The sequence below is a fragment of the Nevskia ramosa DSM 11499 genome, from assembly GCF_000420645.1.
GTDB lineage: Bacteria > Pseudomonadota > Gammaproteobacteria > Nevskiales > Nevskiaceae > Nevskia > Nevskia ramosa.
Window position 1 is genome coordinate 130,013 of record NZ_ATVI01000007.1, and the last position, 23,682, is coordinate 153,694.

The 23,682-nt window shown below is 63.4% G+C and carries 19 protein-coding genes and 3 tRNA genes; 10 read left to right on the top strand and 12 right to left on the bottom strand.

Features of this window, described 5'->3' with window-relative positions:
• Positions 1-2 precede the first annotated feature (2 nt).
• From G513_RS0111980 to G513_RS0112010, 7 genes are read left to right on the top strand one after another with little or no spacing between them, the layout of a single operon-like run.
• Positions 3-674: a tetratricopeptide repeat protein gene (locus tag G513_RS0111980; RefSeq protein ID WP_022977086.1), complete on the top strand. Its 672-nt coding sequence runs from the start codon at positions 3-5 to the stop codon at positions 672-674.
• Positions 671-1,168 carry a hypothetical protein gene (locus tag G513_RS25810; protein ID WP_156891618.1) on the top strand — a complete coding sequence of 166 codons (498 nt, stop codon included), beginning with the start codon at positions 671-673 and terminating at the stop codon, positions 1,166-1,168. Before G513_RS0111980 ends, G513_RS25810 begins: the two co-directional genes overlap by 4 nt.
• A 42-nt stretch (positions 1,169-1,210) precedes the next feature.
• Positions 1,211-1,843 carry a MotA/TolQ/ExbB proton channel family protein gene (locus G513_RS0111990; protein ID WP_022977088.1) on the top strand — a complete coding sequence of 211 codons (633 nt, stop codon included), beginning with the start codon at positions 1,211-1,213 and terminating at the stop codon, positions 1,841-1,843.
• A gap of 31 nt (positions 1,844-1,874) precedes the next feature.
• A complete protein-coding gene (locus G513_RS0111995; protein ID WP_022977089.1) occupies positions 1,875-2,390 on the top strand; it encodes an ExbD/TolR family protein in 516 nt (171 codons plus the stop codon).
• On the top strand, positions 2,387-2,938 hold the full coding sequence (locus tag G513_RS22750; RefSeq protein WP_022977090.1) for an ExbD/TolR family protein: 552 nt from the start codon (positions 2,387-2,389) through the stop codon (positions 2,936-2,938). Before G513_RS0111995 ends, G513_RS22750 begins: the two co-directional genes overlap by 4 nt.
• Entirely contained in the window at positions 2,935-3,897 is a 963-nt protein-coding gene (locus G513_RS0112005; RefSeq protein ID WP_022977091.1) for a TonB family protein, read from the top strand. The genes G513_RS22750 and G513_RS0112005 overlap by 4 nt, the downstream gene beginning before the upstream one ends.
• Before the next feature lie 21 nt (positions 3,898-3,918).
• Positions 3,919-4,716: an enoyl-ACP reductase FabI gene (locus G513_RS0112010; RefSeq protein ID WP_022977092.1), complete on the top strand. Its 798-nt coding sequence runs from the start codon at positions 3,919-3,921 to the stop codon at positions 4,714-4,716.
• Positions 4,717-4,788: 72 nt separating this feature from the next.
• Here the strand turns inward: G513_RS0112010 and G513_RS0112015 are convergent, their stop codons facing one another.
• From G513_RS0112015 to G513_RS0112060, 10 genes are all read right to left on the bottom strand, one after another.
• On the bottom strand, positions 4,789-6,039 hold the full coding sequence (locus G513_RS0112015; protein WP_022977093.1) for a dicarboxylate/amino acid:cation symporter: 1,251 nt from the start codon (positions 6,037-6,039) through the stop codon (positions 4,789-4,791).
• Between the two features lie 29 nt (positions 6,040-6,068).
• Positions 6,069-7,997: a SurA N-terminal domain-containing protein gene (locus G513_RS0112020; RefSeq protein WP_022977094.1), complete on the bottom strand. Its 1,929-nt coding sequence runs from the start codon at positions 7,995-7,997 to the stop codon at positions 6,069-6,071.
• A 57-nt stretch (positions 7,998-8,054) separates the two neighbouring features.
• Positions 8,055-8,131 (bottom strand) — tRNA-Asp (locus G513_RS0112025).
• 37 nt (positions 8,132-8,168) lie between these two features.
• A tRNA-Val gene (locus G513_RS0112030) sits at positions 8,169-8,244 on the bottom strand.
• Between the two features lie 44 nt (positions 8,245-8,288).
• A complete protein-coding gene (locus tag G513_RS0112035) occupies positions 8,289-8,561 on the bottom strand; it encodes an HU family DNA-binding protein (RefSeq protein WP_022977095.1) in 273 nt (90 codons plus the stop codon).
• A gap of 229 nt (positions 8,562-8,790) precedes the next feature.
• Positions 8,791-11,121, bottom strand: coding sequence for an endopeptidase La (lon, locus tag G513_RS0112040; protein WP_084711499.1), 2,331 nt, complete (start codon positions 11,119-11,121; stop codon positions 8,791-8,793).
• Between the two features lie 243 nt (positions 11,122-11,364).
• Positions 11,365-12,642: an ATP-dependent Clp protease ATP-binding subunit ClpX gene (gene clpX / locus G513_RS0112045; RefSeq protein WP_022977097.1), complete on the bottom strand. Its 1,278-nt coding sequence runs from the start codon at positions 12,640-12,642 to the stop codon at positions 11,365-11,367.
• Between the two features lie 137 nt (positions 12,643-12,779).
• Positions 12,780-13,403: an ATP-dependent Clp endopeptidase proteolytic subunit ClpP gene (clpP, locus tag G513_RS0112050; RefSeq protein ID WP_022977098.1), complete on the bottom strand. Its 624-nt coding sequence runs from the start codon at positions 13,401-13,403 to the stop codon at positions 12,780-12,782.
• A gap of 83 nt (positions 13,404-13,486) precedes the next feature.
• Positions 13,487-14,830 carry a trigger factor gene (gene tig, locus G513_RS0112055; protein WP_022977099.1) on the bottom strand — a complete coding sequence of 448 codons (1,344 nt, stop codon included), beginning with the start codon at positions 14,828-14,830 and terminating at the stop codon, positions 13,487-13,489.
• 160 nt (positions 14,831-14,990) lie between these two features.
• A tRNA-Leu gene (locus tag G513_RS0112060) sits at positions 14,991-15,075 on the bottom strand.
• Between the two features lie 310 nt (positions 15,076-15,385).
• Here G513_RS0112060 and G513_RS0112065 point away from each other — a divergent pair.
• The 3 genes from G513_RS0112065 (at position 15,386) to G513_RS0112075 (ending at position 20,398) form a co-directional block, all read left to right on the top strand.
• On the top strand, positions 15,386-16,354 hold the full coding sequence (locus tag G513_RS0112065) for a FecCD family ABC transporter permease (RefSeq protein WP_245563117.1): 969 nt from the start codon (positions 15,386-15,388) through the stop codon (positions 16,352-16,354).
• Complete coding sequence (locus tag G513_RS0112070; RefSeq protein WP_022977101.1) at positions 16,351-17,154, top strand: heme ABC transporter ATP-binding protein; 804 nt, start codon at positions 16,351-16,353, stop codon at positions 17,152-17,154. The genes G513_RS0112065 and G513_RS0112070 overlap by 4 nt, the downstream gene beginning before the upstream one ends.
• Positions 17,155-17,254: 100 nt before the next feature.
• A complete protein-coding gene (locus G513_RS0112075) occupies positions 17,255-20,398 on the top strand; it encodes an EAL domain-containing protein (RefSeq protein WP_022977102.1) in 3,144 nt (1,047 codons plus the stop codon).
• Positions 20,399-20,422: 24 nt separating this feature from the next.
• Here G513_RS0112075 and zwf read toward each other — a convergent pair whose 3' ends face one another.
• Together zwf and recJ are read right to left on the bottom strand one after the other, a co-directional pair.
• A complete protein-coding gene (gene zwf, locus G513_RS0112080; RefSeq protein WP_022977103.1) occupies positions 20,423-21,886 on the bottom strand; it encodes a glucose-6-phosphate dehydrogenase in 1,464 nt (487 codons plus the stop codon).
• An 86-nt stretch (positions 21,887-21,972) separates the two neighbouring features.
• Complete coding sequence (gene recJ / locus G513_RS0112085; protein ID WP_028475461.1) at positions 21,973-23,661, bottom strand: single-stranded-DNA-specific exonuclease RecJ; 1,689 nt, start codon at positions 23,659-23,661, stop codon at positions 21,973-21,975.
• Positions 23,662-23,682: the final 21 nt, after the last annotated feature.

Below are 23,682 nucleotides of genomic sequence, written 5' to 3' on the forward strand. Positions count from 1 at the left end.
CCATGAGCATGCCGCGCGCTTCCCGCTGGCTCGGTCTTGCAATGGTCGCCCTGCTGGCGGCCGGTTGCGGCTCCCAACCGAAGCGGACCGCACCCGCAGTCGTAACCAAGCCAGAGCCGGAAGCCCCGGTGGATGCCAAGAAGACCGCCGACAAGGGTGATCCTCAGGTGCGTTTCGACGAAGCCCTGAAGTTGATGAAGGGACGCAAGACCAAGGAAGCGCGTGACGCTTTCCTGCTCCTGGCCCGTGACTTCCCGAGTTTCTCAGGACCATTCACTGATCTGGCGATCCTGCAGGCCAAGTCCAACCAGCCGACGCTCGCGCTCGACAACTTCGAGAAGGCCACCCGTCTGAACCCGGACAACGCAACCGCCTGGAACTGGCTGGGAACGCTGTACCGCGAGAACAAGGACTATCAGAAAGCCGAAACGGCTTATCAGAAAGCGCTGAGCCTCAAACCGGGCCTCGCCGCATCACATCTGAATCTCGGTTTGCTGAATGATCTCTATCTGCGCCGTCCGCAGGAGGCGCTGAACCACTACCGCGAGTACCAGCGTCTTGCCGGTGGCGACAAGCTGATCGTCACCGCCTGGATTCGCGAAATCGAAGCGCAGTTGCCGCCGGCTCCGGCTGCAGTGGCTGCGCCCGCACCTGCTGGAGCCAGCAAGCCATGAACCTTTCCCGACTTCTGACCACCGCCTGCTCGGCGACGCTGCTATTGGCTGCCTCGATCCCGGCGCAGGCACAGGAAGAACAGCCGGTCGCCACACCGCAGGTCCGGATTCCATCGAACCGCAGCACGGCAGGGCCGATCATCGAGATCCAACGATCCAATAATCCGGCACCGGCTCCCGCGCCGCCTGCTCCTGCTCCTGCTGCTCCTACGCGAGCGCCCGCTGCTGCGTCGACGGCTCCCGTGCCCGGTTCTGCTGATGCACCGATTCCGGCCGATGCAACCTCGGGCACCACGATCATTGGCGATCAGGAATCTCCGATCGGCCTCTACATCACGCCATGGAAGGATGATTACGCCGAGCGCGGACTTGATCGCCCCGCTCGTCTGGTAGATGAAGCCTTGGAACCGATCGATCCGGCAACTTTCCGTCGCCAGATCGAGTATTACGAAACGATCACTGCATTCCGCAAGCGTCAAGGCGCTGCGAAGTAACACTCTCACTTCTCTCAAGCAACCCGAAACCGAGGAATTCCCATGGAGTTTTTTTCCACCGTCATTCGCTACTTCACAGCCGGCGGTGAGTTCATGTACCCGATCCTGGTCGTGCTCGTCATCGGGCTCGCGATCACCATCGAACGTCTGATCTACCTGCGCCGCGCCTCCGTCGAAAACCGCGAGGTTTGGGCCAAGCTGATGCCGCTGGTCAACGCCGGCCGTCATGAAGAAGCCGAAGCGATTGCGGCCTCCTCCACGACAGCGATCGGCCGCGTCCTCGGCTACGGCCTCGCACGCTCGCGCGGTGCGACCAGCCGCGAGGAAGTCGAGCTGGCGATGGAAGAGAGCCTGATGGAAGTAACGCCACAGCTCGAGCGTCGCACCCACTACCTCGCTACCTTCGCGAACGTGGCGACCCTGTTCGGCCTGCTCGGCACCATCGTGGGCCTGATCGCCGGCTTCACGGCGGTCTCCGGCGTCAACCCGGCACAGAAGCAGGATCAGCTGTCGGCCGCCGTCGCCGTCGCCATGAACTGCACCGCCTTCGGCCTGATCACGGCGATTCCGCTGCTGCTGATCCACGCCTGGCTGGTGACCAAGACCGACGAGATGATCGACAGCCTCGAGATCGCGTCGGTGAAGTTCCTGAACAGCCTCGGCCTCAAGAAGTAATGGTCCGCGGTACCAAAGGGACGATCCGCCGATGATGCAGGGTATTTCCCGCGACACCCGACGCGCACTGCGCCGGGTCAGGCGCAAGCGCAGCACCGAGCTGAATCTGGTGTCGATGATCGACATCCTGACCGTGCTCATGTTCTTCCTGTTGGTGAACTCGATCGGCCTGTCGATCCTGGGCATCAATCTGCCGAACGACAACGCCTCGGCCTCGGAACCGCCGCCGCACAATCTCTCCGTGCTGATCCGCAAGAACGATCTGGCGCTCAGCGATAACGGCTACATCGTGCGTGCGGTGCCATCGAAGGCAGACGGCTATGACTTCGAAGCGCTGTCGGTACTGATGCGCGAGACCAAGAAGCGGCTGCCGGCTGAATCCAAGGTGACCTTGCTGCTGGAGCCAGGTATTGCCTACGAAGTGCTGGTGTCGGTGATGGACGCCGTCCGCGTCGATCTCACCGCCACCGGGCCGGACACTGTCGAACTGTTCCCGCAGATTTCGCTGGGCGATGCCCCGGTCGTTGCCGGAGCCAAGAAGCCATGAGCCTGCGCACTTCCGCAAAGCGCAAACGCATCCTGCGCAAGGCCCAGCGCACCGAGACCCCAGGTGCGGTCGGCCTGAATCTGGTGCCGATGATCGACATCTTCACGTCGCTGCTGATCTTCCTGCTGCTCAGCTCCACGGCGGTGCAGCAGATCCGCACGCCGAAGTCGCTGACCCTGCCGCTGGCCGCCACAGTGCAGCCGCCGAACGATACCGGCGTGCTGACGGTGTCGACCGACGGCGTCACCTGGCAAGGAACCTTGGTCATGAGTCTCGAAGACGCTCAGGCGACGCCCGGCAACATCCTGGAGCCGCTCAAGGCGCAGCTGATGCTCTCGCCGCTGGTCGCGATGCAAGGCGCCGAGACAGCGGCCGGCACGCAGACCCGTGGCGAGGTCAACATCCTGGCCGACAAGGCCATCCCCTACGCCCTGCTGAAGAAGATCATGGCGACCTGTGGTGACGCGCAGTTCGCGCGTATCTCGCTGTCGGTGAACCGTCGTTCGATCAACGCGGTGGGTAGCGCCGGTCTCGGAGCCACCCCATGAACGCGCCGACCATGTCGCGGACCATTCGCTGGGATGCCTGGCAGCTGATCGAGGAAGCCGATCGCAGATTCCGGCGCATCTTCATCAGCGTCGCCATTCCGGCCCTGGTGCTGGTGCTGCTGACCCACTTCTTCTACGTCGCACCCGAGCCCAAGCCGCTGCCCGAGTTCGACAGCTCCCAATACGTCGAACTGCTCCCGGAACCGGAAGTCAAAAAGCCGGAGCCGGAAAAGGTTGTCGAGCCCGTCAAGGAAGCGCCGAAGCCGGTCAAGCCGATCGAACAGGTAAAGCCGAAGCCGATCGAAAAACCGCCGACCGTTGTCCAGGCCAAGCCTGAGCCGACGGCGAAGGAAGTGGCCGAGAAGTCCGGCCTGCTGGCCATGAAGGATGCCCTGAGCAGCCTGCGCGACCAGAATCTGGCCAGCGCGACCAGCGATCAGCCGCTGAGCTCGTCGACGATCACCTCGAAGAGCGGCATCGGTTCTGCCGCATCGGCGGATGCCATCGCCGCATCGGCAACCGCCAACAGCGGCGGCATCCGGAACGGCAATGGCGTTACTTCGTCGCAGGACGGCGTCGGTGTTGGCTCGCGCAGCACCGGCAAGGTCAGTAGCCCACTCGGCAGCGGCAACGGTCCGGCCAAGGGTGGTCCACCAGGACCGGACGGCGGTCGCAATGCCAGCGAAGTGCAGGCTGTTTTCGCCAGGAACCAGGGTCCGTTCTACGCCATCTTCAATCGCGCAGCGCGTGACAATGCCGACATCGGCGCCGGCAAGATCGTGGTACGTCTGACGATTGCACCGAACGGCTCGGTGGTTTCGTGCACGATGCTGTCGAGCAGCTATGGTGACCCCGAGCTGGAGCGCAAGATCGTCGAACGCGTCAAGCTGATGAACTTCGGCGCCAAGGCCGGTCCGAATTTCACGCTGGACTACCCGCTCCACTACATTCCTCAATAACTCAAACAACGAACGAGAAACATGGGATTTCTTCAGGGTAAAAAAGCATTGGTGACTGGCGTTGCCAGCGAGCGATCAATCGCCACCGGCATCGCCGAGGCCATGCGTCGCGAAGGTGCCGAACTGGCCTTCACCTATCAGGGTGACAAGCTCAAGAGCCGAGTCGAGGAATTCGCCCACGAACAGGGTTCGGATATCGTGCTGCCGCTCGATGTGACCCGCGATGCCGAGATCTCGGCGGTGTTCGATACGTTGAAATCGAAGTGGGATGGCATCGACATCGTCATTCATTCGATCGGCTTCGCGCCGCGCGAACTGCTGGCTGGCGGCTATCTGGAAACCGTGACCCGCGAAGGCTATGCCCTTGCCCATGACATCAGCGCCTACTCGTTCGCGGCACTCGGCAAGGCGGCACGTCCGCTGATGCAGGGCCGTGCTGGCAGCTTGCTGACCCTCAGCTATCTCGGCGCCGAGAAAGCCGTGCCGATGTACAACGTCATGGGACCGGCCAAAGCCAGTCTCGAAGCCAATGTGCGCTACATGGCGGCGGAACTGGGCCCGGAAGGTATTCGCGTCAATGGCATTTCGGCTGGCCCGATCAAGACGCTGGCTGCCGCTGGCATCAAGGGCTTCCGCGGCATGTTGTCGCATGCCGAGAAAGGCTCGGCGCTGAAGCGCAACATCTCGATCGATGAAGTCGGCAACGCGGCGGCCTTTCTGGCGTCCGATCTGTCGTCGGGCATCACCGGCCAGATCATCTACGTCGACGCCGGTTTCAGCATCATGGGTTTCTCGCTGGACGCCGGCACGCCGGGCTGATTCTCCAGCTGATTGCAAAGCAGAAGCCCGAAGCGGACTACCCGCTTCGGGCTTTTTGTTGAGCCGCGATGCTTACTGCGGCGGCTTCAGGATGTCGTGCTCGCCTTCGAGGCGACCAATGACCACCGCACCGCAGCCATCGCCATAGACATTGACCGCCGTGCGGCACATGTCCAGCGCCCGATCGACCGCCAACAACACGCCGAGACCTTCGAGCGGCAGACCAATGGTGCCGAGAATCACCGCAATCGCGACCAGGCTAGCCGAGGGAATACCGGTGACGCCCATTGAAGTGACGACTGCCATCGAGACGATCACGAACTGGGTCGTGAAGTCGAGATGCAGGCCGTAAGCCTGGGCCAGGAACATCGCGGCGGCGCACTCGTAGAGCGCGGTGCCATCAAGATTGATCGCCGCACCAAGCGGCAAGGTGAATCCGGACACACGCTCGGAGACGCCAGCGCGGCTGCGCAGGCATTCCAGGGTCACCGGCAAGGTGCCGGCCGAGCTGGACGTCGAGAAACCGGTCAGCAGCGCCGGCGTCATCGCTTTCAGCATTCGAATCGGAGAGACCCGTCCGATCACTGCCAGCAGCACCGACATCGTCACCAACATGTGGAAGGCAAGCCCGCCGAGCGTGGCGAAGAAGAACAGCGCCAGCGGCCGGATCGCTTCGACGCCGGTCGATGAAAACGCTTTTGCGACCAGCGCATAAACGCCGATCGGGGCAAAGCGCATCACCACACCGGTGATGCCCATCATCGTTTCGCGGACACCGTTCCAGAAGTCGCGCTGCACGTCGCCGACGCTGCCCGGCAGGCGCGCCGCGAAGATGCCGAACATCATGCTGAAGAACACCAGACCGAGCAGATCGCCGTCGGCGGCCGCCTTGATCGGGTTCGAGGTGATCATGCGATAGAAGACATCGCTGACGTCGGACAGCTTCGCGCTCGATACCTGCTCGCTGACCTTGGCGCTGCCGGTGGCGAGACCGAGGATGTCCTTGGCAGGCTGGCCATCGATGATGCCGGGCTGCACGATATTGACCATCGCCAAGCCGACGACCACGGCGAGGAATGTGGTCAGCGTGTAGAACGCCATCGTGCGGAAACCGATGCGCGACAGCGCCGCCGGCTCGCTGAACGTCGACATGGCGACGATGATCGACGACACGATCAGCGGCACGACAACCATCTTCAGGCCATTGAGAAACAGGCCGCCGATGAAGCCGCAGAAGCGGATCAGACTGCTGTCTGCCGACGCCAGCGCGCCGGTCAGTACCGCCAGAGCCAGCGCGATCGCGATTTGCCAATGAAGCTTCATCGCGCGGGGCCGTGCTGGCTAGCGGCGGATCAAGGAGCGACCGGCTCTTGCGCCGGCAACTCCTTCAACTCGACCTTGATGAGCTTCTTCAAGGCCTCGTGGTAGGCGTTGAACTCGGCACCGGCACGCGCTTCACGAATGCTGGCCAGTTCACCGGCCGGTTCTGTTCCGGGCTTGAGGCTGCCATCGACCACGGTCTTGAGCTCTATGACGGCCGTTGCGCCGCCTTCGATGCTGGCTTCGCCATAGCTTGAGGTCGTCGCAGCAGGACGTGGCAGCTTGAACACCGCATCCAGCAAGGCCAGACCCAGGCCGCTGCGGCTCCGCGTGCTCGGCCCTGGCGACTGCGCGGTGAGATTCAGGGAGGCAGCCACTTCTTCGATCGTCTTGCCCGACTTCAATGCTTCGAGCGCCGCCTTGGCATCGGCAACCGCCTTGGCACGCGCCTGCTCGTTGCGCAGTTCATCGCGGAGTGTTGCTTCAACCTCGGCAAGCTGGCGCTGACGCGGCGCTTCGTACTCGGCCTTGCGCACCACGACCAGACGATCGGCGTCTACCGAGATCGGCTTGGAGTTGACGCCATCGGTGAGCACCGCCTGCGAGAACGCGGCCTCGATCACCGCAGGGTTCGCGGCAATGCCCGCACCGCCGGCACGCGTGAACCAGTCGGTGGTCTCGATGGTCAGGCCGAGTTCCTTGGCAACCGGCTCCAGCGAGGCATCGCTCTCGAACGCAAGCTGCTCGAGCTGCTTGCTCTTTTCCTGGATCTGCAACTGCAGTTCCTTGTTGATGTACAGATCGGTCAAGGCCTTCTGCACGTCAGCTTCCTCGAACGCCTGCGTGCGCGCATCGCTCAACTCGGTCAGCTTGATGATGTGGAAACCGAACTCGGTTTCCACGGGCTCGCTGGTGTCACCGGCCTTGCTCAATCCATAAAGCGCGGACTCGAACTTCGGCGGCAGCAAGCCATCGCCGCGCTTGATGATGCCGAGGTCGCCGCCCTTGTTCTTGCTGCCGGGATCATCGGAAGCAGTCTTCGCCAGCTCGGCGAAATTCGCGCCGCCCTTTAGCTGCGCATACAGATCGTCAGCCTTCTTGCGCGCCGCTTCCTTGTCGGCACCGAAGTTGATCAGGATATGGCTGGCCTTGCGCGTTTCCGGGGTCGAGAAACGCGTGGCTTTCTCGGCTTCATAAAGCGTCTTGAGAATATCTGCGCTTGGCGCGGCAGCCTTGGCCAGCTTGCTCTGTGCCAGTTCGACGAACGCCAGCTTGATCCGCTCAGGTGCCTGCAGGCTGGCCTTCCTTTCTTCGTAACGTGCCGCGATCTGCTCAGGCGTTACCGTGACATCAGCCAGGTACTTTGCGGGTTCGAATTGCAGGTACTGGAAGTTGCGTTCCTGCTTGGACAGCCGCAGAGCAAGCTTGGCATCGTCCGGCGTCACGACAGCGCTGCCGAGCACGACGTCACGCAACTGCTCGACCATCAGCGTATCGCGTTGCTGGGCTTCGAAGCTGTCGGTGGTGTAGCTGTTCTGGGCCAGCAGTTCCTTGTAGCGCTGCGTCGAGAACTTGCCGTTCTCCTGAAACGCTGGCACTGCAGTCAGGTAGTCACGCAGTGCGGCATCACCAGCACGATAGCCGCTGCTCTTGGCCTGCTGCTGCAACAAGGACGTCTGCACCATCTCCTGAAGCACACTTTCGCGCATGCGCTGGGAGTTGATCTGATCAGCGCGGAAGTTCTCGCCAAGCAACTGCTGCAACCGGCGATAGCGCTGCTCATACGCACGGTTCAGTTGATCAGCAGTGATCTTGCTATCGCCGACTTTCGCTATCGGCGGATTGGCATTGCTCTGGAAGTAGCCTTCAATGCCACTGAATGCGAATGGAATACCAATGATGAGCAGTAGAACACCGACGATGACAGGACCGTTAAGGCTGTCACGGATTTGCTGCATCATGTTTTCGGGTCTCGCAAATGAAGAGGGCGCTCTTTGAGCGCCCTCGTGTTGCATATATGGCGGAGCGGACGGGACTCGAACCCGCGACCCTCGGCGTGACAGGCCGATACTCTAACCGACTGAGCTACCGCTCCGCAGAACTACTGATTCCGCTTACATAATTTCTGTAACTGGTGGGTGCTGAGGGGCTCGAACCCCCGACTCCCGCCGTGTAAAGGCGATGCTCTACCAGCTGAGCTAAGCACCCTATCGACCGTTACATCCGGTGAAGCTGTCCCCCCACCGAGTCCGCTACTTTACAGCGTCTTTAAGGGCTTTGCCAGCCTTGAATGAAGGATTTTTGCTGGCCGTGATGTTCAAGGTTGCGCCGGTCTTCGGGTTGCGTCCGGTACGTGCTGCACGCTCGCGAATCGCGAACGTACCGAAGCCGACGAGCGACACCTTGTCGTTCTCCTTGAGCGCCTTGCCGATGACTTCGACGAGCGCATCGATCGCATTGCCGGCATCAGCCTTGGTCAGGCCAGATTGGTCGGCGACGGCCGCGATCAGTTCGGATTTGTTCATGTAGGTTTTTCCCCTCGGATTATTGGATCGGCATGCGCCGGTATGACTTGGATTCTGTCCCGCCCAAGCCTTGGATCCCTTGGTGGTTTCAGATCGACTTTCAATAATGAAAATCGTCGTCAGGCGTTGGAGAATCCTTATATCAAGCGGGTTTCAGAGCGTCAATTAAACTCTCGGCAGATTCGGGATTGCAGTGATTTGCGTCACTGCAATCCCGATTTCAGGCCGGTCAGTGAGGTCTCACACCTTCGGTGCTGGCAGGCGTCGGCGCCGCTGCGCCTTCAGGGACTGGCTTGGCTTCCGGCATCCGCTCGAGCGCGATGCGCAGCACTTCCTCCACCCAGCGCACGGGTTCGATATCAAGCTTGCCCTTGATGTTGTCTGGGATCTCGGCGAGGTCCTTGACGTTCTCCTGCGGGATGATCACGGTGCGAATGCCACCGCGCTGCGCAGCCAGCAGTTTTTCCTTCAAACCCCCGATCGGCAACACCTCGCCACGCAAGGTGATTTCGCCAGTCATCGCGACATCGGCACGGACTGGAATCGACGTCAGCGCAGACACCAGCGCCGTGCACATGCCGACACCTGCGGACGGTCCATCCTTCGGCGTCGCACCTTCCGGCACATGAATGTGCAGATCGTGCTTCTGATAGAAATCCGGATCGATGCCGAGCTGCTTGGCACGCGAGCGCACCACGGTGAGCGCCGCCTGAATAGATTCCTGCATGACGGTACCGAGGCTGCCAGTCTGCGTGAGCTTGCCCTTGCCCGGCGTCAGCGCTGATTCGATGGTCAGCAGTTCGCCGCCAACCTCGGTCCAGGCCAGACCGGTGACCTGCCCGACCTGATTCGCCTCTTCGGCGCGGCCATAACGGAAGCGCGGCACGCCCAGATACTTGTCGAGATTCTTGTCGGTGACCTTCACGGTCTTGTCAGTCGGCTTCAGCAAGACCTGCTTGACCACCTTGCGCGCGATCTTCGACATCTCGCGCTCGAGGTTGCGCACGCCAGCTTCCCGCGTGTAAGTGCGGATCACGGCGCGAACGGCGGATTCGCTGATGTCGAGTTCCGTTTCGCTCAGGCCGTTTTCCTTGATCTGCTTCGGAATCAGATAACGTCGGGCGATATTGAGCTTCTCGTCCTCGGTGTAGCCCGGGATGCGGATCACTTCCATGCGGTCGAGCAGCGGCCCGGGAATGTTCAGCGTATTCGCCGTGCAGATGAACATCACATCGGACAGATCGAGATCCACTTCCAGATAATGATCCTGGAAGGTGTTGTTCTGCTCCGGGTCGAGTACTTCCAGCAGCGCCGATGACGGATCGCCGCGGAAATCCATGCTCATCTTGTCGATTTCATCGAGCAGGAACAGCGGATTCTTGACGCCGACCTTGGTCAGGTTCTGCACGATCTTGCCGGGCAGCGAACCGATGTAGGTCCGCCGATGACCACGAATCTCGGCTTCGTCACGCACGCCACCGAGGCTCATGCGCGCGAACTTGCGGTTGGTCGCCTGGGCGATCGAACGGCCGAGCGAAGTCTTGCCGACACCCGGCGGGCCCACCAGGCACAGGATCGGGCCCTTGAGCTTCTTCACGCGACTCTGGACAGCGAGATATTCAAGGATGCGTTCCTTGACCTTCTCAAGACCGTAGTGATCGGAATCAAGCTGATCCTGCGCCTTCGGCAGATCGATGTTGGCCTTGGTTGCCTTCTTCCACGGCACCTGCGTCATCACGTCGAGATAGTTGCGTACGACGGTCGCTTCGGCCGACATGGCCGGCATCATCTTCAGCTTGTTCAGCTCGGCAGTAGCCTTGGTCTTGGCAGCCTTGGGCATGCCGGCCTTGGCGATCTTGCGCGCCAGCTCTTCCTGTTCGTTCGGGGCGTCCTCGAGCTCACCGAGCTCCTTCTGGATCGCCTTCATCTGCTCGTTGAGGTAGTACTCGCGCTGGTTCTTCTCCATCTGCTGCTTGACCCGACCGCGAATCTTCTTCTCGATCTGCAGGATGTCGATCTCGCCTTCCAGCTGCGCCAGCACGTATTCCAGGCGCGGCTTCGGATCACCGATCTCGAGCACTTTCTGCTTGTCCTCGAGCTTCAGTGACAGATGGGCGGCGATGGCATCCGCCAGGCGACCGGGCGAATCCATGCTGGTCAGGCTCGGCAGCAGTTCTGCCGGCACCTTCTTGTTGAGCTTGACGTACTGCTCGAAAGTGGCGACCGCCGCGCGCATCACTGCATCGGCTTCGCTGCCGCTGGAACCACTCTCGTCCGGCGGAATCATCGTGAACTCGGCGGTCAGATAATCGCCGGTCATCTCGAGCTTGGTCACGCGCGCACGCTGAGCGCCTTCGACCAGCACCTTGACGGTGCCATCGGGCAGCTTCAGCAACTGGAGAATCGAGGCCAGCGTGCCGGTGTCATAGAGATCGTCGACACCGGGCTCGTCGGTATCAGCGTGTTTCTGGGCGACCAGCAGAATGCGCTTGCCGTCCTGCATGGCAGCAGTCAGCGCCTTGACCGATTTTTCCCGGCCGACGAAAAGCGGAATCGCCATGTGGGGATACACCACCACATCGCGCAGAGGTAGCACAGGGGTCACAGCTTCATGGGTTCCGGACACGGCTCGAACCTCGGGTCATCGTGGAATGCTTCGATATTGGAATTATGCGCCTAGCCAGTGATGCGTCCGCCAGCCGTATTTTTCAAGCGCGAGATGACGATCGCTTCGAATAAACGCCGGCCAGAAAAAAGGCGCGCCGCGATCAATCGCGGCGCGCCTGGATCGACATCAGCCCGATCAGGCGCTGTTCTTGACGTCGCGACGCGGCGCTTCGAGGTTCTCGTAGACGATGAATGGCTTTGCCTCGCCCTTGGCGACCGACTCATCGACGACGACCTTCGACACATTGGTCATCGACGGCAGGTCGTACATCACGTCGAGCAGGATGTTCTCGAGAATGGTGCGCAGGCCGCGCGCACCGGTCTTGCGATCACGCGCCTTGCGGGCAATCGCGTTGAGTGCGTCCTCGCGGAACTCCAGGGTGCAGCCTTCCATCTGGAACAGCTTGGCGAACTGCTTGACCAGCGCGTTCTTCGGTTCCTTGAGGATCGAGATCAACGCTGCTTCGTCCAGTTCTTCGAGCACGGCGAGCACCGGCAGACGACCGACGAATTCCGGAATCAGGCCGTAACGAATCAGATCTTCCGGCTCGACACCGAGCAGCATGCGGCTGACCTGATGGCTGTCCTTCTGCGACTTCACGTCGGCGCCGAAACCAATGCCGGTCTTCTCGGTACGATTCTGGATCACCTTGTCGAGGCCCGCGAACGCGCCACCGCAGATGAACAGGATACCGGCGGTGTTGACCTGCAGGAATTCCTGCTGAGGATGCTTGCGGCCACCCTGCGGCGGCACGCTGGCGATGGTGCCTTCGATCAGCTTCAGCAGCGCCTGCTGCACGCCTTCGCCGGACACGTCACGGGTGATCGACGGGTTTTCGCTCTTGCGCGAAATCTTGTCGATCTCATCGATGTAGACGATGCCTCGCTGCGCCTTCTCGACGTCGTAATCGCACTTCTGCAGCAAGCGCTGGATGATGTTCTCGACGTCCTCACCGACATAACCGGCTTCGGTCAAGGTCGTGGCATCAGCGATCGCGAACGGCACATCGAGCAGGCGAGCCAGCGTTTCGGCGAGCAGCGTCTTTCCAGAACCGGTCGGACCGATCAGCAGGATGTTCGATTTCGACAGTTCCACGCCATCGCTGGAACCCTTCTGGCTCAAACGCTTGTAATGGTTGTAGACGGCGACCGACAGCACCTTCTTGGCCTGATCCTGGCCAATGACGTACTCGTCCAGCACCGCACGGATTTCCTGCGGTTTCGGCAAGCCTTTGACCTGTGGCTTGGCGTGGACTTCCTCGCGGATGATGTCGTTGCACAGGTCGACGCATTCGTCGCAGATGTAGACCGAAGGACCTGCGATCAGCTTGCGAACCTCGTGCTCGCTCTTGCCACAGAACGAGCAATACAGCACGCGACCACCCTGGGTGCCGCTGCGTACGTTGTCAGGCATTTCCAACCTCAATCAAGGTTCTTGAATCCTTATAGCATCATGTCGTATGACAGCAAAATGACTGCAAGTTCTGTTCGCAACCAGGCCCGCGCAGCGTCAACTAGTCGGCGCGGGCCCTAATTGCTGCAGACCTGCACTCAGTTCGCGACGGGAGCCTGAGCCCGCTTGTCGATGATGTTGTCGATCAGACCGTACGCTTTGGCCTGTTCGGAGTTCATGAAATAGTCGCGCTCGACATCGAGCGCGATCTTTTCGATCGGCTGGCCGCAGTGCTCCGCCATCAGACGATTCAGCCGCTCCCGCAGATAGAGAATCTCCCGCGCCTGGATTTCGATGTCCGTCGCCTGGCCCTGGGCCCCACCGGACGGCTGGTGGATCATCACTCGCGAATTCGGCAGCGCGAAGCGCTTGCCCTTGGTACCGGCCGACAGCAGGAAGGCGCCCATGCTGGCCGCCTGGCCGATGCACATCGTCGACACGTCCGGCTTGATGAACTTCATGGTGTCGTAGATCGACAGGCCCGAAGTGATCACACCGCCCGGCGAGTTGATGTAGAGGTGAATGTCCTTGTCCGGATTTTCCGATTCAAGGAACAGCAGCTGGGCGACGACGAGGTTCGCCATGTAGTCATCGATCGGGCCAACGATGAACACGACGCGCTCCTTCAGCAGGCGCGAGTAGATGTCGTACGCACGTTCTCCGCGGGCGGTCTGCTCGACCACCATCGGGACCAGCTGCGAGCGGTTGCGGAGGTCAGTCATCGGATTTCCAGGTTAAGGGTCAAGTCGGGCGACCGTTCCGACGCTCAGCGTCGGAACGGTCGCGTGCAGATTGCTCTGCACCATTACGCAGGTTGGGCCTGCTGCTGTGATTTCAACAGGTCTTCGAGCGACATCGGCTCATCGGTCACCTGGGCGCCGGCGGCCAGCGTCTCGACAACCTGCTCTTCGAGCACGACGCTGCGCAGGCGCTGCATCAGGTCTTCGCGCGAGCGATAAAGCTGGCGCACTTCTTCCGGATCCTCGAAATCGCCGGCGATGTTGTCGAGCGCCAGATCGACGCGGGCCGGATCGATGCTGATCTGGCGCGAGGTGATCACTTCACCGACCAGCAGGCCCAGCGCAACGCGGCCCTTGGCACCCGGCTCGAACATCTCGCCCGGCAGCATCGCCTTCAGCTGCTCCGGCTTCATCTTGCTCATGTCGTTGCCGCGATTGGCACCGATGCGGTTGATCGTCTCGGTGCGCATGCGATCGACTTCTTCGCCGACCAGGCCGGCCGGCACGTCGATCGGATGCATCGCGTGCAACTGGTCCATCACTTCACGCTTGACGCGCGCAGTGACCGCCTTAGTGCGTTCGGCTTCCAGCGCTTCGCGGCACTTGCTGCGCAGCGCTTCGGCGCCGCCTTCGTCGATGCCGTGAACCTTGAGGAACTCTTCATCGAGTTCCGGCAGCTTCGGCTCGCGCACTTCCTTCATGACGATGGTGAACACCGTGGCCTTGCCGGCCAGAGCTTCATTGCGATAGTCGGCCGGGAAATTGACCGCCACATCGAAGGTTTCGCCAGCAGAATGGCCGATCAGGCCATTTTCCAGATCCGGCAGGAAGCGCGCTTCGCCGATCTCGATCGAGGCGTTGTCGCTCTTGCCGCCCTGGAAGGCTTCGCCATCGAGCTTGCCTTCGAAATCGACAGTCACCACGTCGCCAGCCTGGGCAGCGCGTTCGGCAACGGCGAGCGTACGACGCGCCTTGCGCAGGTTGTCGACCAGACGATCGACATCCGCCTCGGTCACTTCGACGACCGGACGGCTGATCTTGATCTGGCTCAGATCGCCAAGCGTGATTTCCGGGAACACGTCGAAGCTGGCGGTGTAGACCAGCGGCTGCCCAACCGCTTCGGCGGTGACATTGAAATTCGGCGAGCTGGCCGGCTGCAGCGTCGACTGGGTCAGCGCTTCCGGCCAGGTCTGGCGTACCAGTTCGCCGACCGCGTCATTGCGCGCGTCGGCGCCGTACTGCTGCTGGATGACCTTCAGCGGTGCCTTGCCCGGACGGAAGCCCGGCACGCGAGCGCGGCCCGCGAGACGCTTGAGGCGCTCGCCAACCTCGCGCTCAAAGCGATCGGCCGGGATCGTGACATGCAGCCGGCGCGTCAGACCGCCGGCGGTTTCGACTTGGACTTCCATCGTTCAAAGACTCTTGTAAAGGTGGTGATGATCTTTCCGACCGCTTCGCTCTGGGCGGGCGCTCTGTATTTTTTTGCGAAAGGCAGAACAGCTGCCTCCGCTTTGCTCCGGATTTTTCGGCTGAAAGGTCCACTGGACCTTCCAGACAGCCCCGAAAAAATGGTGCGAAAGGCGAGACTCGAACTCGCACGCCTTGCGGCGCTGGAACCTAAATCCAGTGCGTCTACCAATTCCGCCACTCTCGCCGGTGCTGCCTGCCTCGGAACCGCATCTGCAGCGGCATTCGACACAAGCCCGGAGTATATCAGCGGCTGCCGGCCCACAGACCCCGGTGACCCGGGCGCCGGACGGGCGAACGCGCAACCAGACGATCAAGCCGCTACAAAGCCTGCGTCCGAACTGGGACACTAGCGCCCTGCCCCGCCCGGTCAGCCTGACCTTGTCGCGGCGCAGCATTCGATCGCCAGAGCCCGTACCGTTTTGTCCCAGTTCAGGTCATCCAACCCTTCCGCGTCTCTGCGGCTGCCTTTGTTCGGCGGTCTGACTCTGTTGCTGGTGGCTGCAACGGTGTTCGCGATCAGCCGCGGCACTATCGCGATTGACTGGACGACGCTGTTCGTCCCCGGTACCGATCAGGCCATGCAGACCACCGCCCTGCTCGAACTGCGTCTGCCGAGAGTGCTGCTGGCGCTGCTGATCGGCGCCGTGCTCGCCCAGGCCGGCGCCGTCACCCAGGCGCTGTTCCGCAATCCGCTGGCCGAACCTGGCTTGATCGGCGTTTCCGCCGGCGCCGCACTGGCAGCGGCCATCGTCTTCACGCGGCTGGACGGGCGACTCGGCGGGCTGGCTGCCTGGCAGGGCGTGATGCTGCCGGTCGCCGCGTTTGGTGGCGGCTTGCTTGCCGCCGTCACCGTGCTGCGTCTGTCGCAACGCGATGGCGTCACCCGGATGACGACGATGCTGCTCGCCGGCACCGCCATCAATGCTTTCGTCGCCGCGATCGTCGGCCTGCTCTCCACCACCGCGGACGACTCCGGCCTGCGCGGCTTCACCTTGTGGATGTACGGCAACCTCGGCCGCGCCGGCTGGAACGAGATCGCCATCGTCGGCCCGGTGCTGCTGATCCTGCTGCTCTGGCTGCCGCGCGAAGCACGAGCGCTTGATGCCCTGCTGCTCGGGGATGCCGAAGCGCTGCATCTGGGCGTGCCGGTGGAGCGTCTGAAGCGGCGCATCCTGATCGCCGTCGTGCTGGCGACGGCGGCGGCGGTGTCGCTGGCCGGCATCATCGGTTTCGTTGGCCTGATCGTGCCGCATGCGCTGCGCCTGATCGTCGGTCCTGGCCATCGACTGCTGCTGCCGGCTTCGGCGCTGGCCGGGGCGCTGCTGCTGGTGCTGGCTGACACCGCAGCACGCACCCTGGCCATACCGGCGGAATGGCCGGTGGGCGCGCTGACCTCGGCGATCGGTGCGCCGTTCTTCCTGTTTCTGCTGCTGCGGCTACGCGACCGCGCGGGGCTGACATGAGCCTGGCAGCAATTGGTGCCGGCTACGGCGTGCGCGGCCGACGCCTGATCGACGACGCCAGCCTGGTACTGAAGCCCGGCCAGCTGCACGTGTTGCTCGGCCCGAACGGCGCCGGCAAGTCGACCTTGCTGCGCCTGCTGGCTGGCGATCTGAAGCCGGATGGCGGCCAGGTTCTGCTCGATGACCGACCACTCTCGGCCTGGTCCAGCGTGGCGCTGGCGCGGCGTCGCTCGGTGATGATGCAGCGCGAGGATCTGCCGTTTCCGTTCTGGGTCGATGACGTCGTCACCCTGGGCCGCCTTCCATGGCGGCGCAGCGCTGAAGCACCGGGCGAGCAAGCGATCATCGCTACCGCGTTGGCCGAAGCCGGCGCCGCCGGGCTTGCCGGCCGCCGCTACAACGAACTATCCGGCGGCGAGCGCGCGCGCGTTCAGCTGGCTCGGGCGCTGGTCCAGATCAGCGCGCCGGACGACCGCGAAGCGCGCTATCTGCTGCTCGACGAACCCACCGCCAGCCTCGATTTCGCGTTTCAGCACCACTGCCTGCTGACCATGCGCCGCCTCGCTGCGCGCGGTGTCGGCGTGCTGGCGATCCTGCAGGACCCGAATCTGGCGCTCCGCCACGCCGACACCGTATCGCTGATCGAGCGCGGCAGGATCATCGCTCACGGCATGCCGAACGAGGTGTTGGCACCGGAACAGCTGTCGGCGCTCTACGGCCTGACCATCGACGCAGTACGCGGCCCCACTGGCGCGATCTGCCAGCTGTTTGCCACCGGCGCAGCGATGCCCGCGACATGAATCGCAGCCCACTGGTTCGAGGCGGCCGTCCGTGTCATCGTCCTGCTCGTTCCCGCCTGATGACCGGCCCCGTTCCTCCGTCGCATTCCGTGCCTTGCCGATGAGTTCTGCCCGCCCTTCCTCATCCATCCAATCGGGCCTGCGCTGGCACCAGGGACTGCAGTTCCGCCTCGGTCTGTTGTTTGCGCTGTTGCTGGCGGTGTTGGGCGGCGTCGCGTTCTTCGCCGCGGATCGCCTGATCGGCCGCGGTCTGGAACAAGCCACCTTTCGCTTCGAAACGGCGATCAACCAGCGGCTGCTCGCCGAAACCGGCCAGATCATCCGCAGCACCGAACAGTTCGCCCAGCTGCTGGCGCTGACCGCCAGCAACCCCGATGCGACACTTCGAGCACGGCTCGGCGAACGTCTGCTGCAGGATTTACCGATTGCCAGCTACGGCCTGTGGCCAGAGCCCTTGAACACCGCCGCCGGCGCGCGACGCAACAGCCAGTTCTGGCGCGTCACCGACAACGGCAAGGCCGAAGCCCGCGACGATTACAACGCGCCAGACGCCATCGCCTACTGGCGCGAGCCCTGGTACACGCCGTCGCGCATCGCTGGCGGCAGCCGCTGCCTGTGGTCGCCGGTCTATCGCGATCCGCTGCTGGCCCGCGATGTGGAGACCTGCAGCGTGGCGATCATCGGCGCACGCGGCTTCGAGGGCGTGGCCACCGTCAGCGTCGATGTCGCCAATCTGAGCCGTCGTTTCATGACCGGCGGCGAAGCGCTCCGCAGTTACGCCGTGCTCAGTGATCGCGGCGGCCAGATGCTGGCGGTATCGGCGCTGGCCCGCGACCAGCTTGGTGCCGCCGTCGGCAGCAGCCGCAACCTGCCCGAACTGGCCCAGCGCGAAACCCGCTACAACCCGGTGGCGTTGGCGATCCATCGTCGCAACGAAGCGTTCCGGGCCGATGCGCTGCGCTCGGCGAGCTATGACGCCCGACTGGTGTCGTCGCTGAAGGACAACAGCCGCGAGCTGTCGAGAGTCGCCGCCGAAGACGCCCTCGCCGCCGTCTGGAACGCCAACGATGGCCGCGCGTCCGATCCGCCAGAGCGCCTGAAGCTTGACCTTGATCCGGTGCTCGGCGAAAGCAGCTACGCCGTTTTGTCGACGGTGCCCGGCGCGGGCTGGCAGCTGCTCAGCGTGTCGCCGACGCGCGAAGGCAACGACACCATGATCTATCTGGTCACTCAGGCGCTGATCGTGACCCTGGGCACCGCCGTGCTGGTTCTGGTGGTGGCGTTTGTGCTGCTGCGCGGCACCGTGATCCGGCCGCTGCGGAGGATGACCCAGGCCATCGCGCGCGCCGAACAGGACGACCAAGGGACAGAGCGGGACGTGACTCTCGACGAATCCGGCGCCGGCGAACTGCGCCTGCTCGCGCACTGGCACAACGAACGCAGTGGAAAGCTGCGCGACCTGCAGGACCGCGCCAGCGTCGCGATCAGCCAGTTGCACAGCGAGACGGCGGAGCGGGTTCGCGCTCAAGACCAGTCGCTGCGTCTCGGCGAGCGCAATCAGTTGCTGATGAGCAACCTCGATGAAGGCATCGCCGTGCTCGACGAACAGGGCGCGATCGTTGAGTTGAATGCCGTCGCCGAGCAATGGCTGTCGACCACCCAGCGCAGCGCTCGTGGCGCGCCGTTCGGCTCCGTGCTGCAGGCGCGGCTCGGCAGTCTCGAAGGCCCGGCGCTGCCGGACCTGATGCAGCAGATCCGGGATACCGGGGCGCGCGTCGATTTTCCCGATGGCGTGATGCTCGGCGGCAATGGCGTCGAGGGCCAGGAGCTGGGCCGCGAACTGGGCCTGAGCGCCGTGCCGATCCGCAGCCGCGTCGACCGCATCACCGGCGGCCTGGTCGTGCTGCGCCGCGCAGGTGGGCAGCGAGTGGCCGGCCCCTTGTCGGGCAGCGTGGCCCAGGAGTTCGTCGATCCGGTCACCGGGCTTGGCGGTCGCAAGGCCTGTGAACGGCGCATACGCGAACTGCATGCGCAGGCCCAGAAAGCAGGTAGCGATGAGCCGCTTCGGGCGCTGGCGAAGCTGGATTTCCCGGAGCTGCGGCGGGTTCGCGAAACCCGCAGTCACAGCGATGCCGATGCCCTCGCCGCACGCTGCGGGGAACGTCTGGCTGCACTCAGCGGCGGTTCGGACCACGTGTTCAGGCTGACGCCGGACCGCTTCGCCGTGCTGATCGAAGCCCGGACCGGCGAACAGGCGCGGCTCGATGCCGAAGCGCTACGGGCGCAGATCTCCGGACAACGCCTGTTGAGCGGCGATGAATGGATCGAGGTGCATGCCGTGATCGGCCTGTGCCTGATCTCCGCAGACGTCGGCTCGGCAGCTGAAGTCATGCGCCGCGCCGGCATCGCCTGCGACCACGCCCACAAGAGCCAGGCGGTGGTGCTGCACGGCGCCGAACTCGAAGTCGGCAATGGCATCGATCAGGAGACACTCTGGGTGCGGCGCATCGAGCGCGGCCTGGAGGAGCGCCTGTTCCACGTCACCACCCAGCGCCTGCAGCCTTCGCGCACGCTGGCATCGGAAGGCGAAGTCTTCGAAGTGCTCCTCGCCCTGGAAGACGAGGAAGGCTTCTGGGCGCCATCGTCGCTGTTCCTGCCGATCGCCGAGCGACACTTGCTCGGTTCGCAACTGGATCGCTGGGTGATCCAGGCGCTGTTCGAGCGGCTGGCCGCCGACAGCGCGCTATGCGGCCGGATGGCGAGCTGCGGCGTGCATCTCTCCGAGGATTCGCTGCACGACGCCACGCTGATCGCGTTCATCGCCGAGCAGATCAACAGCCATCCCGAAGTGCCGATCGGCAAGCTGTGCTTCGAACTGCGCGACGACACGCTGACCGGCAATCCGCAGCAGGCCAAGCGCTGCTGCGAAGCGCTGCGACGGCTCGGCGCGAAGATCGCGATCGATCACCGCACTGGCCGGCAGATCGGTTACGTCGAGCAGTTGCGCGGCATGCCGGTGGATTTCGTGAAGCTCGATGCCTCGCAGTTCCCGCGCATTGCCGAAGACGATATCGAGCAGGCGCTGGCCGAATCAGCACTGAAACTCGCCAGACTCATCGGCGGCAGAACCATCATCGGCGCGATCGACAGCGACGCGCAGGCAACGGTCTGGCGCAGGCTTGGTGCCGACTACCTGCAAGGCCAGGCGATCGCCAAGCCGAGCCCGGTGCCGTTCAGAAGCTGAGGCGCTGCAGCTGCAGCGAAAAGCTCAGCTTTTCGTCTTGTTCGGATCGCGCCAGGCACGCTCGAACGGCAGACGCCAGGCATGCGGGGCGACCAGCTGATGGATCGCTTTCGGTCCCCAGGAACCCGGCTCGTAGAAGCGCACCGGCGGCGGTGATTCCAGCAGCTCTGCTGACACTTCCCAGAGCCGCTCGATGCCTTCGGCGGTAGTGAACAAGGTGTGGTCACCACGCATCGCGTCGAGGATCAGGCGCTCGTAGGCTTCGAGCACATCGCCGATCAGCCCGGTGTCATGCATCGCGAACTGCAGGCTCAACTTGTCCAGCCGCATGCCTGGGCCCGGGCGCTTGCCGTAGAAACTCAAACTCATCTTCGAGGCATCGGCCAGATCGAAAGTCAGATGATCCGGGCCTTGCGCACCAACGCCGGACCCAACCGGGAACATGCTTTTCGGCGGCTCGCGGAACGCGATCGAAATGATCCGCTGCCCTTCGGCCAGGCGCTTGCCGGTGCGCAGGTAGAACGGCACGCCGGCCCAGCGCCAGTTGTCGATCGCGCACTTCAGCGCAATGAAGGTTTCGGTGTCCGATTCCGGATCGACGCCGGTCTCGGCGCGATAGCCCGCGTACTGACCACGCACGACGTTGATCGGATCGATAGCCAGCATGCTGCGGAACACCTTGTTCTTCTCCTCGCTGATCGGACGCGGCTCCAGCGCCGTCGGCGGCTCCATCGCCATGAACGCGAGAATCTGGAACAGATGGGTGACCACCATGTCGCGGAACGCGCCGGTCTGCTCGTAGAAGCCGGCACGCGTACCGAGGCCCAAAGTCTCCGGCACGTCGATCTGCACGTGGTCGATGAAGTTGCGGTTCCAGATCGGCTCGAACAGGCCGTTGGCAAACCGGAAGGCAAGGATGTTCTGCGCCGGTTCCTTGCCGAGAAAATGATCGATGCGGAAGATCTGCTCCTCGCTGAACACCTGGTGCAGCTTGCCGTTCAAGGTGACCGCGCTGGCCAGATCGGTACCGAACGGCTTTTCCATGATGATCCGCGAGCGCTCGACCAGCCCCGCCTCGTTGAGCATGCCGACTGCCGACAAAGCCGCGTTCGGCGGCACGCTGAGGTAGTGCAGCCGGCGGCTTTCTCCTTTGAACGAAGCTTCCGCAGTATCGGCGGCCGCTCTGAGCGCTGCAGCACCCGCCGATAGCGGCACGTAGTCCAGCTTCGCCGCGAACTCATTCCAGGCATCGTCCTTCGGCTTGCGGCTGCCGAAATCATCGAGCGCCTTCCGGGCGATGCTCCGGAAAGCGTCGACATCGATATCGTCAAGAGACACGCCGATGATCCGGCAATCGGGCATGAAGCCGGCATTGGCGAGATGGAACAGCCCGGGCAGCAGCTTGCGCCGCGCCAGATCGCCGGTGGCACCGAACAGGATCACCACCTGCGGAAATCGCGGCCCTACGCCGGGTGGAACCTTGGCCATCGTCGAAGCCTCTGATCATCTGTGAAACCGGCGAGCGCCGGGCAAGGCGGACACGCAAAACGGAAGCCAACTGCCGCAGATGAAGCTCAGCTTGCCGCTTCGATCTGCTCGATCTTCAGCTCCAGCGTTTCGCGATCCTGCCAGCGGTTGATCGCCAGCTGATAGACCGCGCGAACCCGGCCACCGTCGACAGCGATTTCAGCGCCATTGAAATGCACGGCGTTGATCAGGCCCTGCGGCCCGCGCAAGCGATAGCGCACGTGGTTGCCATCCTTGCCGATCGGGCGCAGATCGATGACCTCGAATTCGCCATCGAAACGCGGCTCCGGAAAGCCCTGTCCCCAAGGCCCGGCGGATTCGATCAGATGCGCGGTGTCGAGCACGAACTCCTGCGGGCCGAGTTCGCCATCGCTGTCGATGACCTGGGCCAGCGCATCGGCATCGAGCAGCGCGCGACACTGAACGTCGAACACGGTGCGAAACGCGGCGAGCCCTTCTTCCGGCATGGTCAGGCCTGCCGCCATGGCATGACCGCCAAAACGGGTGATCAGGCCAGGATATTTCGCATCGACCGCCGCCAGCGCATCGCGCAGATGCAGACCCGGAATCGAGCGGCCCGAGCCTTTCAGCATGCCGCGCTCGTGGGCGCAGGCGAAGGCGATCACCGGACGATGCAGCGCATCCTTGACTCGTGAAGCAACCAGGCCGACGACGCCTTCATGCCAATCCGGCTCATGCAGCACGACGCCGACATCGTCGCTTTCCGCAACCAGCGCCAGCGCGTCGTCGCGCATCTGCGCTTCGATGCCGCGGCGTTCGCGATTGAGCTTGTCGAGTTCCTGAGCGATCGGCAGTGCCGTTTCGCGATCCGGTGCCAGCAGGCATTCGATGCCGCGCGCCATGTCGTCGAGCCGGCCGGCAGCGTTCAGGCGCGGACCGAGCACGAAACCGAGATCGCCGGCATTGATCCGTTCCGGCGTGCGCCCTGCCGCTTCGAGCAGCGCCATCAGACCCGGCCGCGCACGTCCGGCGCGGATGCGCGCCAGCCCCTGCTGCACGAGGATGCGGTTGTTGTAATCGAGCCTGACGACATCGGCGACGGTGCCGAGCGCCACCAGATCGAGCAGTTCGGCGAGGTTCGGGCCGCTGGCGGCACCAAACGCGCCGTCGGTCCGCAGCCGCGCACGCAGCGCCAGCAGCACGTAGAACATCACGCCGACACCGGCCAGATGCTTGCTCGCAAACGGGCAGCCGGGCTGGTTCGGATTGACGATCGCCGCCGCCGCCGGCAATTCCGGGCCGGCGAGATGGTGATCGGTGACCACGACCGGCAGACCGATCGCGTTCGCGGCTTCGATGCCGGCGAGGCTGGCGATGCCGTTGTCGACCGTCACCAGCAGTTCGGCACCCTGCCCGCGCGCCAGCTCGACCAGCGGCGGAGACAGGCCGTAGCCCATCGTGAAGCGGTTGGGAACCAGGTAGCCGACGTTGGCCGCACCGAGCGCCTTCAAACCGAGCACGGCGACGGCCGTTGCTGTGGCGCCATCGGCGTCGTAGTCGCCGGCAATGACGATGCGCTTCTGTTCACGGATCGCTTGCGCCAGCAAGTCGGCAGCGCTGCCGATACCCAGCAACTGATCCGGCGGCAGCAGATGCTTCAGATCGAGCGCCAGCTGCGCCGGATCGCTCAGGCCGCGCGCTGCGTAGACGCGACGCAGCACCATCGGCAGCGAAGCCGGCAGCGCCTGCGGCTCGCCGGGCGGACGACGTCGGATGGTCGGCGCGCGGCTCACCGT